This window comes from Kineosporia sp. NBRC 101677 (assembly GCF_030269265.1).
GTDB lineage: Bacteria > Actinomycetota > Actinomycetes > Actinomycetales > Kineosporiaceae > Kineosporia > Kineosporia rhizophila.
In genome coordinates, this window is sequence record NZ_BSTA01000001.1 from 882,262 (window position 1) to 897,885 (window position 15,624).

The following is a 15,624-nucleotide window of genomic DNA, read 5'->3' on the forward strand; positions in this document are numbered from 1 at the left end:
CCTTCGGTACGCGTCGAGCCGCCGTGCCGGAGATTTCTGGGCGCGGACAATTCCGGTCGCACCCGGGCACATCCGGGCCGGCTCCCGACTTCCTTGTCGGTGCTGGGCTACTCAGGACAAGTTACGCCACATCGCCCATTCCGGTAAGCGGCCGCGAACGGTCAACGGCCGCTGGGCGCCAGTTCGGCGAACGTGCTCCCCTGGCCCCAACCGCGCGGTAGGTTCTCGGCAGGGGGATGTCGATCTCGGGCACGAGGGGAGCGGCGGGCATGGAAAGCCAGCTGCCGGAGACTGCAGGAATGCACGAGGAAACGTCACGACGGGGGCAACCACCACTCGGGCGACGCCCGACCATGCGTGACGTGGCGGCCGTGGCGGGGGTCAGCCTCAAGACCGTTTCGCGAGTGGTGAACGGGGAGCCGGGGGTTTCCAGCACCCTGGGACGCCGGGTGCGCGACGCCATCGACGAGCTCGACTTCCGCCCGAACATCGGGGCGCGCAGTCTGCGGCGGGCGGGCGGGCGCACGGCGACCGTCGGGCTGCTGCTGGAGGACGTGTCGAACCCGTTCTCCTCGGCGCTGCAGCGGGCGGTGGAGGACGTGGCGATCCCGCGCGGGGTCATGGTGTTCACCGCCAGCCTGGACGAGGACGCGCAGCGCGAGCGCGAGCTCACCCGGGCGTTCAGCGCCCGGCGCACCGACGGCCTGATCATCGCGCCGGCCAGCAACGACCAGTCGTACCTGGAGAGCGAGGTGCGGGCCGGCACGGCCATCGTCTGCATCGACCGCGCCGCCCGGCGGCTCGAGGTCGACTCGGTGCTGACCACCAACGTGGCCGGGTCCACCGCCGGGGTGCGGCACCTGATCGAGCACGGTCACCGGCGCATCGCCTTCCTCGGCGACCGGGCCGACATCACCACCGCCCAGCAGCGCTACGAGGGCTACGTGGCGGCGCTGGAGGAGGCCGGGATCGCGGTCGACACCCGGATCGTGCTGAGCGACCTGACCAGCCAGGCCATCGCCCAGGCGGCGGCGGTCGAGCTGCTGGGGCGGCCCGAGCCGCCGACCGCCGTGTTCGCCGCGCAGAACCTGGTCACCATCGGCGTGGCCCGGGCCCTGCGGCAGCTGAAGAAGGAGCGCACGGTCGCGCTGGTCGGTTTCGACGACTTCCCGCTGGCCGACCTGCTGGATCCGGGGATCACCGTGGTGGCCCAGGACCCGGCGGCGATCGGCCGGCTGGCGGCCACCGTGCTGTTCGACCGGATCGGCGGCAACGACGCCCCGCCGGCCACCCATGTGGTGCCGACCCGCCTGATCACCCGCGGTTCCGGCGAGATCCGGCCTTAGGCCTCAGGCCTCAGGCGAAGCGCACCGCGTGGCGGCGCGGCCAGACCACGGTGACCGGTTGCCCGGCCTGCACCGGGATGTCTTCCGGGGCAGCGCTGTTCAGCCTCAGCACCTGGATCTCGGCGCCCTCGGCATCCAGCCGCACGGTGATCCGTGAGGTGGCGCCCAGATAGACCACGCGCTGCACCGTGCCGGTGGCCAGCACCTCGTCCGCCGCAAGTGGGTAGCCCTCCCCCACCACCCGGATCTTCTCCGGCCGCACGCTGAAAGTGGCTGTCTGGGCGAGCAACTGCACCGAGACCGCGGGCCCGAGCAGATTCACCGCCCCGATCAGCTCGGCCACCGACTCGTTGGCCGGCCGCTCGTAGATCTCCAGCGGCGGTCCGCTCTGCACGGTGCGCCCCTCCCACAGCACGGCGATCCGGTCGCTGAGGCTCAGCGCCTGCTGGGCATCGCGCGTGGCGATCACCAGAGCGAAGCCGAACTCTTCTCTGACCACCCGGATCTCGTCCTGCACGCGTTCGCGCAGAGGGTGCTCGACGGGTGCCAGCGGATCGTCGAGCAGCACCACCTGGGCGCCGGCCGCGGCCTCGCGCCCCATGGCAAGGAGCAACTGGTGCGCCGGGGACAGCTCGACCGCACGCAGCTCGGGATCGTCGATGGGGCCGATCCGCTTGAGCAGCGAAGCGACCTCGTCGTCCATCTCGCGCCGGCCCACGCCCCGGGCTTTCAGCGCTGGGGCCAGCACGTCACGCACACTCTGGCGCGGGCCGAAGTCGGTGTCGGCCAGGCCGATGACCGAGCTGCCCCGGGGCACCTCCTGGCCGTCCAGGAGGATCTGACCGTGGTCGGGCTTCTCCAGCCCGGCGACGAGGGCCAGCGTGGCCGACTTCCCCGACCCGGCCGGCCCGAGCAGGGTGAGCACCTCGTGCTCGTACAGCGTCAGGTCGACCCCGTCGAGCGCGGTCAGGCGGTGCGAGCGCGACCCGAACGACTTGGCCAGGCTACTCACAGTGAGCAGCGGAGGCAGCGCGGACTCCAGCTGCTGAAGGTAGGACAGATGCGTGCCGGCCACTGTGTCGCGCCCTCACTTCACTCGGAAAACCGCCCCCACCAGCGGTGCTGATCATGCTAGGGGGCCGTCCACCAGCTCGGGCGGATCAGGTACCTACGCGCAGAGAAACAGGGGCGGATCGTGCACGACCGCGACTGTGTGTCGTCGGCCGGGCACGATCCGCCCCTGTCCGGGTGGGGTGGTCAGCCTTCCTTGTGCTGGCGGGCCGTGACCAGCTGGAACACCGCGTAGCAGGCCAGGCCCAAGGCGACCAGCGTCAGGATCCACTGGCCGAAGGGCTGCTCGGCCAGGGTCTTCAGGGCCGCGTCCAGGCCGCGGGCCTCTTCCGGCTGCGACTTCACACCGGCCACGACGAACAGGATGCCCAGCACGCCGAACGCGACACCGCGGGAGATCCAGCCGGCCTGACCGAGGCGGGTGATGTTGCGGCCCGGGTGACCCTCGAGCTTCTCCAGGAACTTCTTCTTCACGCCCTTGTAGACCATGTAGCCGGACCAGGCGATGACCGCCAGGCCGAGCAGCACGACCAGCACCCGGCCGGCCGGAGCGCCCATCAGGTCGGCGGTGAAGTCGGACGTCTTGTCGCTGGAGTTGCTGCTGCCGCCGCCGAGGCCGAGACGCAGCGACTGCACGGCCAGCAGCGCACCGAAAATGCCCTTGCCGGCGGCACTCAGGCGCTTGAAGGCACTGTCGTCGCTCGGCGGGCCGATGATGCTGAGCAGGAACTGCCAGACCGCGAAGCCGATCAGGCCGATCCCCATGATGACGAGAAGTGCCTTGCCGAACGGCTGTTCGGCGACCTGCTGGAGGGCCCCGCTGTTGTCGGCGCTCTGCTCCGAGCTGCCCCAGGCGACCTGGAGCGAGATCCAGGCCAGCAGCAGGTAGACGACCCCGATGGCGGCGACGCCGACCTGCCCCAGCCGCTTCAGCCAGGGTGAGTTCGCCTGCCGGGCAAGCCCTTCGGCGGTGTTCTTGGCGTTCGAGGCTTTACCCTCGCCGCCGGAGGAGCCGTTACGTGTCGGCGTGGCACTGGCCATGGTTCGACCTCTCACTTCCCTACGTGGTTGATCGCCGGACCAAGATCGCACGAAAGGATGAAGGCCGCATATCGAGAGTCTTGACGAGCGGTCAGACCAGGGGTAGGAGCGCCTGTGCCACGGTCAGCTCGGCCGGGGTGGTCACGTGCACGTTGGTCGGCTCACCGGGAACCACCACCACGCGCCCACCCAGGGCCGCCACCATCCCCGAGTCCTCGACAGCGTCTGCAATCTGCTCGTGGGCCCGGCGCAGGGTGGGCAGGTCGAAGGCCATCGGCATCTGCGCCGACACACTGCCGCCGGCCGGGGTGGTGGCACCCGCCAGCCCCAGAATTCCCTCCGCGCCGGAAACCGGATCATTCTCAAGCTTTTTCACCGCATCGGTGAGCGGGAGACCGGGCAGGGCGGCGGCGGCCCCGCCTCGCACTGCCGTGATCACCCGGTCGTAGAGGAGCGGACTGGCCAGCGGGTGGGCGGCGTCGGTGATGCAGACGATCTCGGCGTCTTCCGGCAGGGCGGCCAGACCGGCGCGCACGGACTCGGCGCGGGTGGAACCACCGGTGGCCTGCACTCCCTTACCCGGCCACTCGTGGCCGGCAGGCAGGACGACCACAACGCCGTCGCAGCTGCGCGCCGCGATGTCCACCACCCGCTCGAGCAGGGTCTGTCCGCCGAGCACGGCGAACTGCTTCAGCCCGCCGAACCGGGTACCACCGCCACCAGCGAGAACAACACCCCAGACGCTCATGGGCGCAACCGTATCGTCCGGATATGCGCAACGGCCCGCCTCCCGTTGCCGGGAGACGGGCCGCCGACTTACAGCCTCAGGCGTTGAGCGCCTGGGGCAGCGTGCTCTCGTGCGCGGTGCGCAGCTCGTCGAGCTCCAGCGAGAAGTGACCGGTGACCGTCAGCGACTCGCCGCCGGTCGATCCGAGCGCCACCACCGGCACCTCGTTGGCCAGGCAGGCCTGGGTGAACAGCTGCATGGCCTCCGGCTTGACCGCCACCACGGCGCGGGCCGTGGACTCGGCGAACAGCAGGGTGAACGCGTCCACCCCGTCACGCTCGCAGGCCGCCTCGAGCGAGACCGTGGCGCCGACGCCGTAGCGCAGGCTGGACTCGACCAGGACCTGGGCCAGACCACCGTCGGACAGGTCGTGCGCGGCGACGACCAGGCCGTCGTTCGCGGCCGCGACCATGACCGCGGCCAGGGCCCGCTCGGCCTCCAGGTCGACCTGCGGCGGCAGGCCACCCAGGTGCTGGTGCTGCGACCAGGCCCACTCCGAGCCGGCGAACTCGGCGCGGGTGGTGCCCAGCAGGAACAGCTGCGCACCGGCGCTCTTCCAGCCGGACGGCGTGCGCCGGGCCACGTCTTCCAGCACCCCGAGCACGCCGACCACCGGGGTGGGGTGGATGGCCGTGCTGCCGGTCTGGTTGTAGAGGCTCACGTTGCCGCCGGTGACCGGGATGCCCAGGGTCTGGCAGCCGTCGGCCAGGCCGCGCACGGCCTCGGCGAACTGCCACATCACGGCCGGGTCCTCCGGCGAGCCGAAGTTCAGGCAGTCGGTGACCGCCAGCGGCTTGCCGCCGGCCACACCGACGTTCCGGTAGGCCTCGGCCAGGGCCAGCTGCGCCCCGGTGTACGGGTCGAGCGCGGCGAAGCGCTGGTTGCAGTCGGTGGCGATGGCCACGCCCAGACCGCTCTCTTCGTCGACCCGGATCACGCCCGCGTCGTCGGGCATCGCCTGGGTGGTGTTGCCCTGGACGTAGCGGTCGTACTGGTCGGTGATCCAGGAGCGGCTGGCCAGGTTCGGCGTGCCGGCCATCCTGACCACCAGGGCCCCCAGCTCGTCCTCCGAAGGCCGGGGCAGCTTGTCCGGGGTGTCGGCCTGACGCGCGTCCAGCCAGTCGGGGCGGGCGTAGGGCCGGTCGTAGACCGGGCCGTCGTGGGCCACGCTGCGCGGCGGCACGTCGACGATGGTCTCGCCGTGCCAGAGCACGACCAGTCGGCCGGTGTCGGTGACCTCACCCATCACGGTGGCCTCGACGTCCCAGCGGGTGGTGATCTCCAGGAAGCCGGGCAGGTCCTCCGGGGTGACCACGGCCATCATGCGTTCCTGCGACTCGCTCATCAGGATCTCTTCCGGCGCCAGCGTGGAGTCACGCAGCGGGGCCCGGTCGAGGTGCACCAGCATGCCGCCGTCACCGTTGCTCGCCAGCTCGGAGAACGCGCAGGACAGGCCGGCCGCTCCGAGGTCCTGGATGCCCTGCACCACGTCGGCCTTGAACAGGTCGAGGCAGCACTCGATCAGCACCTTCTCGGCGAACGGGTCGCCCACCTGCACGGCCGGGCGCTTGGTCGGGCCGCCCTCGGTGAAGGTGTCGCTGGCCAGGATCGAGGCGCCGCCGATGCCGTCGCCGCCGGTGCGGGCGCCGAACAGGACCACCAGGTTGCCGTTGCCGCGGGCGTTGGCCAGGTGGATGTCCTCGTGCCGCAGGGTGCCCACGGCGAGGGCGTTGACCAGCGGGTTGCCCTGGTAGCAGGGGTCGAACGAGACCTCGCCGCCGATGTTGGGCAGGCCCAGGCAGTTGCCGTAGCCGCCGATGCCGCCGACGATGCCGGGCAGCACCCGCAGGGTGTCCGGGTGGTCGATGGCGCCGAAGCGCAGCGGGTCCATCACCGCGACCGGGCGGGCGCCCATCGAGATGATGTCGCGCACGATGCCGCCCACGCCGGTGGCCGCGCCCTGGTAGGGCTCGACGTAGCTGGGGTGGTTGTGGCTCTCCACCTTGAAGGTGACCGCCCAGCCCTGGCCGATGTCGACCACGCCGGCGTTCTCGCCGATGCCGACCAGCAGGTGTTCCTTCATCTCGTCGGTGGTCTTCTCACCGAACTGACGCAGGTGCACCTTGCTGGACTTGTACGAGCAGTGCTCGCTCCACATCACCGAGTACATCGCCAGCTCGGAGCCGGTGGGGCGGCGCTCGAGGATCTTGCGCACCGCCTCGTACTCGTCCTCCTTCATGCCCAGGGCGGCCCAGGGCTGTTCCACGTCGGGCGTGGCGGCGGCCTTGTCGACAGTGTCGAGGGCCTTGCGCTGCTCTTCGGTAAGGCTGTTGGTCACGCTGAGAGCACTCCCTGCAGTGCGCTGGTGAAGAAGGCCAGTCCGTCGGTGCCGTTGTTGACCTCCGGGCCGTAACCGGCCTCGGTGGCGTGCTCCGGGTGCGGCATCAGGCCGACGACGGTGCCGGAGGCGTTGCTGACGCCGGCGATGTCGCGGTACGAGCCGTTCGGGTTCACCTCGAGGTAGCGGGCGACCACCCGGCCCTCGCCCTCGAGCATGTCGAGCGTGGCGTCGTCGGCGACGAAACCGCCCTCGCCGTTCTTCAGCGGGACGACGATCTCCTGGCCCTGCTCGTAGCCGTTGGTCCAGGTGGTGCCGGTGCGCTCGATCCGCAACTTCTGGTCGCGGCAGATGAACTGCTGCTTCTCGTTGCGCACCAGGGCGCCGGGCAGCAGGTGCGACTCGGTGAGCACCTGGAAGCCGTTGCAGATGCCGAGCACCGGCAGACCGGAGGAGACCTGGGTGGGCGGGCCGGCCAGCCGGATGATCTCGTTCATCACCGGGGCGAACCGGGCGATCGCGCCGCAGCGCAGGTAGTCGCCGTAGGAGAAGCCGCCGGGGAGCACCACGGCGTCGACGCCCTTGATGTCCTCGTCACCGTGCCACAGCGGCACCGGGGTGCCACCGGCGATCTTCACCGCGCGCAGGGCGTCCCGGTCGTCCAGGCTGCCCGGGAAGGTGACGACACCGATCCGCATCCCGGTCACTCCTGCTCCGAGGCGGCGCGGACGGCCACCACGTCCTCGATGACCGGGTTGGACAGCAGCGTCTGCGCCGCCTCCCGGGCGCGGTCGAGAACCGCCTGGTCGACCTCGCCCTCGACCTCGAGCTCGAACCGCTTGCCCTGGCGGGCACCGGCGAACTCGGCGAAGCCGAGCCGGGCGAGGGCCCCGACGACCGCCTTGCCCTGCGGATCGAGGATCTCAGGCTTCGGCATGACGTCGATCACGACGCGACCCATGACAGTGCTCCTAGCTGGAGAGACGGGCTGATGCGGGTAAAACGCTACCTGACCCGGACCGCCCTGCCGCACATCAGCATCAGTAGTCGGTGCGGTCGCTCTTGCGCCCCCACTCCTCGAACGGCCGGGTGGCCGCGGCCAGCGGCAACTGGGCCAGGGTGAGCGGCCACTGCGCGGGCTCGTTCTGGAACACCTCGTAGAAGGCCCGGTCGTCGAAGCCGGCCTTGGCCGCGTCGTAGCGGTCGGCGGCGAAGACGATGCGTTCGACCCGGGCCCACAGGGCCGAGGCGAAGCACATCGGGCAGGGTTCGCAGGAGCTCACCAGCAGGCAGCCGTCCAGCCGGAAGGAACCCACCGCCCGGCAGGCCGCCCGGATCGCCACCACCTCGGCGTGCGCGGTCGGGTCCAGCGTGGGGGTGACCTGGTTGGTGCCGGAGGCCAGGAGCTCGCCGTCGCGCACCACGATCGCCCCGAACGGCCCACCGCCGTCGGTCACGTTCTGCGCCGCCAGCGCCACCGCCTGGTCCAGCCACTCGGTCTCGGTGACCATGGTTCAGCTCCTGTCCGGATGGTTCGTGAGGTTCTGCCGCTCGGCCTCCAGCCTGGCCCAGATCCGGTCGCGGCTCAGCGGGAGGTCACCGAAACGCACGCCGGTGGCCGAGCGCAGGGCGTTGGCCAGGGCCGGGGCCACCGGGTTGAACGGGCTCTCGCTCATCGACTTGGCCCCCAGCGGGCCGAGCCGGTCGTAGGTCTGGGCGAAGACCACCTCGGTGGTGGGCACGTCGGCCACCGTGGGCAGGTGGTAGCCGCGGAACGTGGAGGTGGTCACGGTGCCGCCGGCGTCGATGTCGACGTGCTCGAACAGGGCCGCGCCGAGGGCCTGCGCGGTACCGCCCTCGATCTGCCCCCGGCACTGCATCGGGTTCAGCACGGTGCCCGCGTCGGCCGCCTGGATGCTGCGCAGGAAGGCGATCTCCCCGGTCTCCGGGTTCACCGCGATCCGGAACCCGTGCACGTTGAAGGCGATCGAGCGGGGCGAACCACCGGCGGTGCCGGTGCCGGTCAGAGCAGAATTGAGGACGTCTGTGGGCCTCGACGCCGGTTGCGTCATCTTTTGTCTCAGGTCGAGTGCGGCCCGGACCGTGGCCGCCCCGGCCACCACGATCCCGGTCGACCCGAAAGCGCCGGTGTCGTAACGCACCACGTCGGTGTCGGACTGGCGCAGCCGGATCGCCTCGACCGGGCAGCCGAGCACCTCCGCCGCGAGCTGGCGGTGCACCGTGCTGGTGCCGTTGCCGAACTCGGCCGTGCCCACGTTGAGCTCGTAACCGCCGTCGGCCAGGGCCCGGACGGTGACCTCGCTGTGGTGACCGCGCGGCGGGATGGTGTCGATCATCGCCAGAGCCATCCCCGAGCCGACCAGCCACCCTTCCGGCGCCGGGGTCGTGTCTTCTTCGAGGGCGCGGCGCACCACGGCCAGGCACTCGTCGGCCCCGTGGCTGCCGTACTCCACGTCGTGGTCGTCCTCGCTGGTCGAGACCATCCGGTCACCGGGCCGCACGATGTTCAGCTCGCGCAGCCGGAACGGGTCGATCCCGAGTTCGCGGGACACCTCGTCGACCGCCGACTCGATCGCGAAGATCAGCTGGCTCAGCCCGTACCCGCGGAACGCCCCGGCCGGCACGGTGTTGGTGTACACGGCGTACCCGTCGACCTTCTTGGCCGGGCAGCGGTACACCGAGATCGACTCGTTGCAGCCGTGGAACAGCACACCGGGAGCGTGATTTCCGTAGGCCCCGGTGTTGCTGACCACCTCCAGCTCGATCGCGGTGAACGTGCCGTCGGCCCGGGCCCCGATCTTCACCCGGATCCGCATCGGGTGCCGGGTGGTGGCCGCGGTGAACTGCTCGGAGCGGGTCAGCTCGATCTGCACCGGCCGGCCGGTGCGCAGGGTGGCCAGCGCCGCCACGTCCTCGACCAGCATCTCCTGCTTGCCGCCGAACCCGCCCCCGACCCGGCCGGTCAGGACCCGCACCTGGGCCTCGGGCCGGCCGAGCACGTGGGCCAGGGCGGCGCGGGTGAGGAACGGCGTCTGACTGCTGGTCCGTACGTTCAGGCGGTCCTTCTCGTCCACCCAGGCCACGCAGGCGTGGGTCTCCAGGTGGGCGTGCTGCACCCGCTGAGTACGAAAGGTGTTCTCGTACACAACGTCGGCGGCGGCGAACCCGGCCTCGGCGTCTCCGATCCGGCCGTGCACCTCGGCCACCACGTTGTCGGCGGCCCGGGCCACGCCCTGCTCCGGGGTGCGGTCGGGATGGAGCACCGGGGCGCCGGGGCGCATCGCCAGCTCCGGATCGAACACGGCTTCCTTCAGCGTGTAACGGATCTCGAGCCGGCGCACTCCCTCCTCGGCGGCGGCCACGGTCTCCGCGACGACGGCGGCGACCCGCTGACCCTTGAAGCGCACCGTCCGGTCGAGGACCAACGTGTCCCACGGGTCGTCGCGCAGGCTGTCGTGGCGGCCGGTGGAGAACAAGGTCTGCGGCGAGTCCTCATGGGTGAGCACGGCCACCACGCCGGGCACGGCCAGGGCCGCCGAGCAGTCGACCGAGTCGATCTCGGCGTGGGCGTGCGGCGACCGAGCCAGCACGCAGTGCAGCAGGCCGGACGGAGTCTCGTCGAGGGTGAAGCGGGCTGCCCCCGTGACTATCTCGCGCGTGGCCGGGGCCGGGCTATTCCGGCCCACCCCGCCCACACCGCCCGCCTCGACGTGTGACACCCCGGCCACCGCGTCGCAGATCGAGCGGTAGCCGGTGCAGCGGCACAGGCTGCCCTTGAGCGAGCGCGGCAGGTCCTGCTTCTGCTCCGGGCTCATCCCGGCCACGGTCATGATCATGCCCGCGGTGCAGAACCCGCACTGGAAGCCCTGGGCGTCGGCGAATCCCTGCTGCACCGGATGCAGCCCGTCGGCGCCTTCCAGACCCTCGATCGTGGTGACCTCGCGACCCGCCGCTCGTTGCGCCGGGTACAGGCACGAGTGCACCGGACGCCCGTCCACGTGCACCGTGCAGGCCCCGCAGTCACCCGCGTCGCAGCCCTTCTTCACCCCGGTCCAGCCGACCTCGCGCAGATAGGTACGCAGGCACTGCCCGGGCGCCGGCTCTTCGCCGTACGACTTCCCGTTGACCAGGACCCGGAAACTCACTGCACCAGCTCCTGTCTGATCTCCTCGGCGAAGCCCAGGGTCAGATGCCGGCGCCAGGCCGGAAGCCCGTGGACGTCGTCGTGCCACAGCTCGTCCGGCACAGCCTGCAGCACCGCGCGACGCACCTCGTCCGCACCTTCGTCGCCGGAAAACCGCAGCTGGACAGGATGCTTGACGGAGGCCGTGACGGTCAGTTCCCATTCGCGACCCGATCTCGCCGTACCGATCAGCAAGGCCGCCGAACGTCCGTGGGTGTTCAGCGACTGGCGGCGGAAGACGTGACGCCCGTGCAGTGCCGCGGCCGGGAGGTAGATGGAGCGCAGCCACTCACCGGGCCGGAGCACATGCCGATTGTCACCGACGACGAAGTCCGCGGCCCGCACGGCCCTTTCGCCCGAAGGCCCCTGGATCAGGCACACGCCGTCGAGCGCTGCGGTGAGGGCGATCATGGGTCCGGCCGGCAGTGCGTTGCAGAGGTTGCCGCCCACGGTTGCCTCGTTCCAGACCTTGAACGAGGCCAGGAAGGCCTCGCAGCACTGCCTGATCAATGGCCCGGCCGTCGTCCCGGGCAGCCCCGGCCAGCTCCGCAGTTCGGCGATGGTGCAGGTAGCAGCGATCTCCAGACCGTCCGGCCCGGCCACCAGCGCGGGCCAGCCCAGGGTGGTCAGGTCGAGCAGGCGCTCGATCCCGGGCTGCGGTTCGGAGAACAGCCAGGTGCCGCCGGCCAGCCAGGCGTCTCCCGGCCGCCAGTCGCCCAGGGCCGGAGTGGCCACGAAGGCCGAGACCTGATTCAGGTCCACAACGGTCCCCGCAACCCAACCTCCGCAAAACCGCCGTCGCCCACCACAACGTCCTCAGTTCGGAGGTTTTCCCGCCCCAGAGGCCGCCGTGCCATGTCTGACTCAACCACCTCCTGGAGCGTACGCACCACCTGTTGCGCCCAGGTGTCGCAACGCGACGGACAGATAACGTTGTCCCCGCCCGGGCGCCGTGTCCCGAGTGCATCGCCGGACCGCTCGTGCCAGGGTGGACGGCGTGCGGATCACTCATATCGGGCATTCATGTCTGCTGGTCGAGACCGGGAACGCCCGCATCCTGACCGACCCGGGCGCCTTCACCGAGGGTTTCGAGGACCTGACCGGGCTGGACGCGATCGCGATCACGCACCAGCACATCGACCACCTCGACACCGAGCGGCTGCCCACCGTGCTGGCCGCGAACCCGCAGGCCGTGGTGCTGGCCGAGCCGGAGACGGCGGCCCTGCTGGCCCAGGCCGGGGTGCCGGTGCAGGCCCTCACGCCGAACCAGCCGGTGCGCGTCGCCGAGGCCGTCCTCACCCCGATGGGCGGGGTGCACGCGGAGATCCACGCCGACATCCCGCTGATCGGCAACGTGGGCCTGCGGATCGCTGCCCCGGGCGACATCTCGCTGTTCCACCCGGGCGACTCCTACGGCGCCCTGCCCGGTGAGATCGATCTGCTGGCCCTGCCGCTGAACGCGCCGTGGGCGAAGTTCAGCGAGACCGCGAACTTCGTGAGGGCGATCGCCCCGGGCCGGCTCTTCCCGATCCACGACGGCCTGCTGCAGCCCGCCGGGCGCGCCGTGTACCTGCGCAACCTCTCCGGGCTGCTGCCGGCCGGGGCCCAGCTGGTGGATCTGGCCGGGCAGGGCCCTACCGAGCTGTGATCCGCAGCGCCTTCAGGCCTTTCTCGGGAAGACCGGTGCAGGTCGCGTCGCCCTTCAGGCGGGCGGCCCCGGCGATGCAGCGGCCGATCGCCTGCTGCCCGTAGAAGTTCGGGTGCAGGGACTCGGCATAGTCGCCCTGGCCGGTGTAGTCGACGAAGCGCACCCACTCCACGTCGGTCGAGTTCGGCTCACCGCGGGGGTGGGTGGTGCCGTCGGCGCACAGCTCGTGACCGTCGAAGGCGTTGCTGAGGTCGAGGAACGTGGCGCCCTGCCGGTGCGCGGCCCGCTCCAGGGTGAGGCTGATCGCCGGGATGGCGCTGCGCGCCGTCCAGGTCATGTCCGGATCGGTGAACGGGCAGCGCCCACCGGTCCACTTGAACACCCGGGAGTGCCCCTCGTACTTGTCTTCCGCGGCGGTGGGCAGCGGGTTCGGGTACGACTGCAGCATCAGCCGGTAGTCGCCGTCGGCGTAGCCGGCCGCGCGCAGGGTGGCCCGGATGTCGGCGAGCACGGCCCCCACCGCCGCGCCCATGGCCGGCAGCTCGACGTCGAGGCGAGGCTGCTGCTCGGTCTTGCACGGGTCGTCGCGCAGCGTGTAGGCGGAGATGCAGTCGAACACCAGCTCGGGGAAGCTCAGGTCGTTGCCGCCGACCGAGAGCACCACCAGCTCGACCCGGCTCTTGCGGGCCAGGGCGGCCAGCTGGTCGTTCTGCGGCTTCTCGCCACGCATCCCGACCCCGCCCTCCACCGCTCGCAGCACGTTCGCGGCCTGGGCGCCGGAACAGGAGAGGTTGACCGGCCGGCCGGCCAGCCCGGCCTTGGTGGCGCTGATGATCGGGGCCGAGTCGGACCGGTAGCAGCCGCTCTTGGCGGTGCGGCCGTAGACCTTGCCCCGGTCGGAGTCGCCGAAGAGCTCGCCGTCGTCGCGTGACCAGGCCCGGTCGGTGCCACCGCGGTCGAACAGGAACTGGTCGGAGTTGCCGGCCCAACGGCCACCGGTGCCGGAGATGTAGCTGTCGCCGAGGCTGACCACCACCGGGTCGCCGGACGGGCGCTGTGGTTGCGGCTGCGCATCGGCGGAGGGTGGGACGGCCAGCAGCGCGGAGGCGGCCAGGGCCGCGACCGCGGCCCAACGCAGCACGCGCCCCTGCGTAGTAGTTCCGGTTGCCGACCGTGCCTGCGCCACGCGAACCTCCCCCGCCGGATGCCTCTGGCAGGGTCGCACCCAATGCGCTGTGTCCGCAATGGTTCACCGTCGGTAGTGCGGCGCGCGGAGGTCAGCCCGGCAGCAACGTCCGCGCCTGGTGCTCGTCCATGCCGGTCACCCCCAGCAGGTCCACCACCACCGACCTCAGCTGCGCCACCACCACGTTCGCCGACAGCGACTGTGCGCCCAGCTGTTCCGGGTCGAGGCGCCCGGCCAGGGCGGCCAGCGCGGTGGCCGAGACCATCCGCTCGTGCGCGGTGCCGACCTCGCCCTCCAGCAGCCGGAGGATCTCGGCCAGGTGGTCGAAGACGTCGGCCAGCTCGGCGGGCATCGGGGTGCCGGTCTCCAGGGCGGCCGCGATCCGGCGCACGGCCACCCGCATGTTGCGGGTGGCCCGGTCCAGCCCGACCAGGCCGCGGCGGTAGCGCTGCAGCTCGGGCCGGTGCCGGCGGCGCAGCGGAGACACCCGGCTGATCTCCTCGGCCCCGCGCAGCGCGTCGGTCCAGGCCTGGATGTCGTCCTGGGTGCGCCGGGCCCGTTCCAGGGCTGCATCGGCGCGTTCCGGGTCTCCGCTGCGCAGCACCGCGGCCGACTCCGACGAGATGGCCGCCAGCACCCGGATCAGGTCCTGCGCCTCCTGCCGCACGAACCGGGCCGGGTCAGCCGGCAGGAAGGCCACCACCACCAGGGCGGTGGTGCCCCCGATCAGCGCGTCCTCCCAGCGGTAGAGACCGCCCCCCGGGGTCTGCGGCATCGCGGCCAGGAAGATGCCCTGCACTGCCGACTGCGTGGTCATCAGGGCCCCGCCGCCGAGCAGCTGGGCCACCGACATGCAGACCAGCACCACCAGGGAGATCTGCCACCAGCCGTTGCCGAGCTCCTTCACCAGCAGCTCGGCGATGCCCACGCCGATGCTCACGCCCAGGGCGAGCTCGACCATCCGCCGCAGCCGCTGGGTGTCGGACAGGCCCAGGCAGACCACCGCCGCGATGGGGGCGAAGAACGGCCGCGGGTGGTCGAGCACGTTCTCCGCCACCAGCCAGGCCACCGCCGCGGCGATGCCGCACTGCAGGATCGCGAACCAGGCCATCCGGACCCGGAGCACACCGTCCCGCACCACCACACCCGAGGCTCTGATCACGGGTCAATCCTGGTGGGCAACCCCCGGCCCGGCCACCAGGGCGGGGCCACCACCCAGCGGCGGCGGCGTCATCCGTCCGTGCCCGGGGCCTCGGCGCCGACCGGCTCGTCCCAGTCCGAGAACGTGTAGGTGATCTCGTCGCTGCGGTAGCCGACCAGTTCCGCCTCACCGTCCGCCGAGGCGTACAGCGTCAGCGCCTCGTCCTCGGTCTGCAGCCCGATCGCCAGCCGGCCGTCGAACTCCTGACCGTCGACCTGCCGCAGGCCGGACATCTCGCTCCTCGACAGCTTGAGCAGCGTGTCGGTGTAGAAGGGGATCTCGGTGTACGTCAGGAACCCCGCCACCGGGCTCTTGGCGGTGATCGCTCTCCACTCGCCCTCCGGCTGCGCCCCCTTCACGCCGTACGCATCGAGAAAGTCCTGGTCACCCTTGAACCAGGCGTCGTCGCCGACCTTCAGCAGCTCGACCTGCTGATCGTCGGTGGGGGAGACCGAACCGGTGGCCGAGCCGTCGCGGTCGAGCCGCAGATCGGTGCTCAGGACTGCACCGGCGTTCTCCGATTCCATGCGCACCCGTACAGAGTCGGCCTTGCGCACCGAGGTGCGGACCAGCTTGTAGATCTCGACCGGCTGCAGCCCGTCGTAGGGGACCACTTGCAGGGTGTTACTCAGAGCAGTGGACGAGGGGGCGTCGCCCGACGCTGTCGAGTCGCCTCCGCAGCCCGCCAGCAGGGCCGTCGCGGTCAGGGTGATCAGCAACTTACGCAGTGCCATTGCGAGTCCGTTCGCACGCAGGACCGCGCCTTTGCGGTGATTTCCAATGGTTCGGACCCAGCCTAGAG

14 protein-coding genes are annotated in these 15,624 nt (G+C 71.2%); 2 read left to right on the top strand and 12 right to left on the bottom strand.

The window, feature by feature from the left end:
• Positions 1 to 353: 353 nt before the first annotated feature.
• Positions 354 to 1,346 carry a LacI family DNA-binding transcriptional regulator gene (locus QSK18_RS04020; RefSeq protein ID WP_269809417.1) on the top strand — a complete coding sequence of 331 codons (993 nt, stop codon included), beginning with the start codon at positions 354 to 356 and terminating at the stop codon, positions 1,344 to 1,346.
• Positions 1,347 to 1,356: 10 nt separating this feature from the next.
• Here QSK18_RS04020 and QSK18_RS04025 read toward each other — a convergent pair whose 3' ends face one another.
• The 9 genes from QSK18_RS04025 to QSK18_RS04065 all read right to left on the bottom strand — a co-directional run bounded on the left by QSK18_RS04025 (position 1,357) and on the right by QSK18_RS04065 (position 11,549).
• A complete protein-coding gene (locus tag QSK18_RS04025; RefSeq protein ID WP_285616588.1) occupies positions 1,357 to 2,358 on the bottom strand; it encodes an ABC transporter ATP-binding protein in 1,002 nt (333 codons plus the stop codon).
• A gap of 245 nt (positions 2,359 to 2,603) precedes the next feature.
• Positions 2,604 to 3,458, bottom strand: a complete 855-nt coding sequence (locus QSK18_RS04030; protein ID WP_232808552.1) for a DUF1206 domain-containing protein — start codon at positions 3,456 to 3,458, stop codon at positions 2,604 to 2,606.
• A gap of 91 nt (positions 3,459 to 3,549) precedes the next feature.
• Positions 3,550 to 4,206 carry an IspD/TarI family cytidylyltransferase gene (locus tag QSK18_RS04035; protein WP_285616589.1) on the bottom strand — a complete coding sequence of 219 codons (657 nt, stop codon included), beginning with the start codon at positions 4,204 to 4,206 and terminating at the stop codon, positions 3,550 to 3,552.
• A 76-nt stretch (positions 4,207 to 4,282) separates the two neighbouring features.
• Positions 4,283 to 6,583, bottom strand: coding sequence for a phosphoribosylformylglycinamidine synthase subunit PurL (gene purL, locus QSK18_RS04040; protein WP_232808554.1), 2,301 nt, complete (start codon positions 6,581 to 6,583; stop codon positions 4,283 to 4,285).
• Positions 6,580 to 7,281: a phosphoribosylformylglycinamidine synthase subunit PurQ gene (gene purQ, locus QSK18_RS04045; protein ID WP_232808555.1), complete on the bottom strand. Its 702-nt coding sequence runs from the start codon at positions 7,279 to 7,281 to the stop codon at positions 6,580 to 6,582. Before purQ ends, purL begins: the two co-directional genes overlap by 4 nt.
• A 5-nt stretch (positions 7,282 to 7,286) precedes the next feature.
• Positions 7,287 to 7,544: a phosphoribosylformylglycinamidine synthase subunit PurS gene (gene purS / locus QSK18_RS04050; protein WP_232808556.1), complete on the bottom strand. Its 258-nt coding sequence runs from the start codon at positions 7,542 to 7,544 to the stop codon at positions 7,287 to 7,289.
• 79 nt (positions 7,545 to 7,623) lie between these two features.
• Positions 7,624 to 8,094, bottom strand: coding sequence for a nucleoside deaminase (locus QSK18_RS04055; protein ID WP_232808557.1), 471 nt, complete (start codon positions 8,092 to 8,094; stop codon positions 7,624 to 7,626).
• Positions 8,095 to 8,097: 3 nt separating this feature from the next.
• Positions 8,098 to 10,749 (bottom strand): molybdopterin-dependent oxidoreductase, encoded by a 2,652-nt coding sequence (locus QSK18_RS04060; protein ID WP_285616590.1) that lies wholly within the window; start codon positions 10,747 to 10,749, stop codon positions 8,098 to 8,100.
• Positions 10,746 to 11,549 carry an FAD binding domain-containing protein gene (locus tag QSK18_RS04065; protein WP_285616591.1) on the bottom strand — a complete coding sequence of 268 codons (804 nt, stop codon included), beginning with the start codon at positions 11,547 to 11,549 and terminating at the stop codon, positions 10,746 to 10,748. Before QSK18_RS04065 ends, QSK18_RS04060 begins: the two co-directional genes overlap by 4 nt.
• Positions 11,550 to 11,784: 235 nt before the next feature.
• On the opposite strand from QSK18_RS04065, the gene QSK18_RS04070 reads away from it, so the two are divergent.
• Positions 11,785 to 12,435: an MBL fold metallo-hydrolase gene (locus QSK18_RS04070; RefSeq protein ID WP_285616592.1), complete on the top strand. Its 651-nt coding sequence runs from the start codon at positions 11,785 to 11,787 to the stop codon at positions 12,433 to 12,435.
• On the opposite strand, the gene QSK18_RS04075 is transcribed toward QSK18_RS04070, so the two are convergent.
• From QSK18_RS04075 to QSK18_RS04085, 3 genes are all read right to left on the bottom strand, one after another.
• Positions 12,422 to 13,576, bottom strand: a complete 1,155-nt coding sequence (locus QSK18_RS04075) for an SGNH/GDSL hydrolase family protein (RefSeq protein WP_232808561.1) — start codon at positions 13,574 to 13,576, stop codon at positions 12,422 to 12,424. The genes QSK18_RS04070 and QSK18_RS04075 overlap by 14 nt on opposite strands.
• Positions 13,577 to 13,712: 136 nt before the next feature.
• Complete coding sequence (locus QSK18_RS04080; RefSeq protein ID WP_285616593.1) at positions 13,713 to 14,783, bottom strand: FUSC family protein; 1,071 nt, start codon at positions 14,781 to 14,783, stop codon at positions 13,713 to 13,715.
• 68 nt (positions 14,784 to 14,851) lie between these two features.
• Positions 14,852 to 15,556: a hypothetical protein gene (locus QSK18_RS04085; protein ID WP_232808562.1), complete on the bottom strand. Its 705-nt coding sequence runs from the start codon at positions 15,554 to 15,556 to the stop codon at positions 14,852 to 14,854.
• Positions 15,557 to 15,624 lie beyond the last annotated feature (68 nt).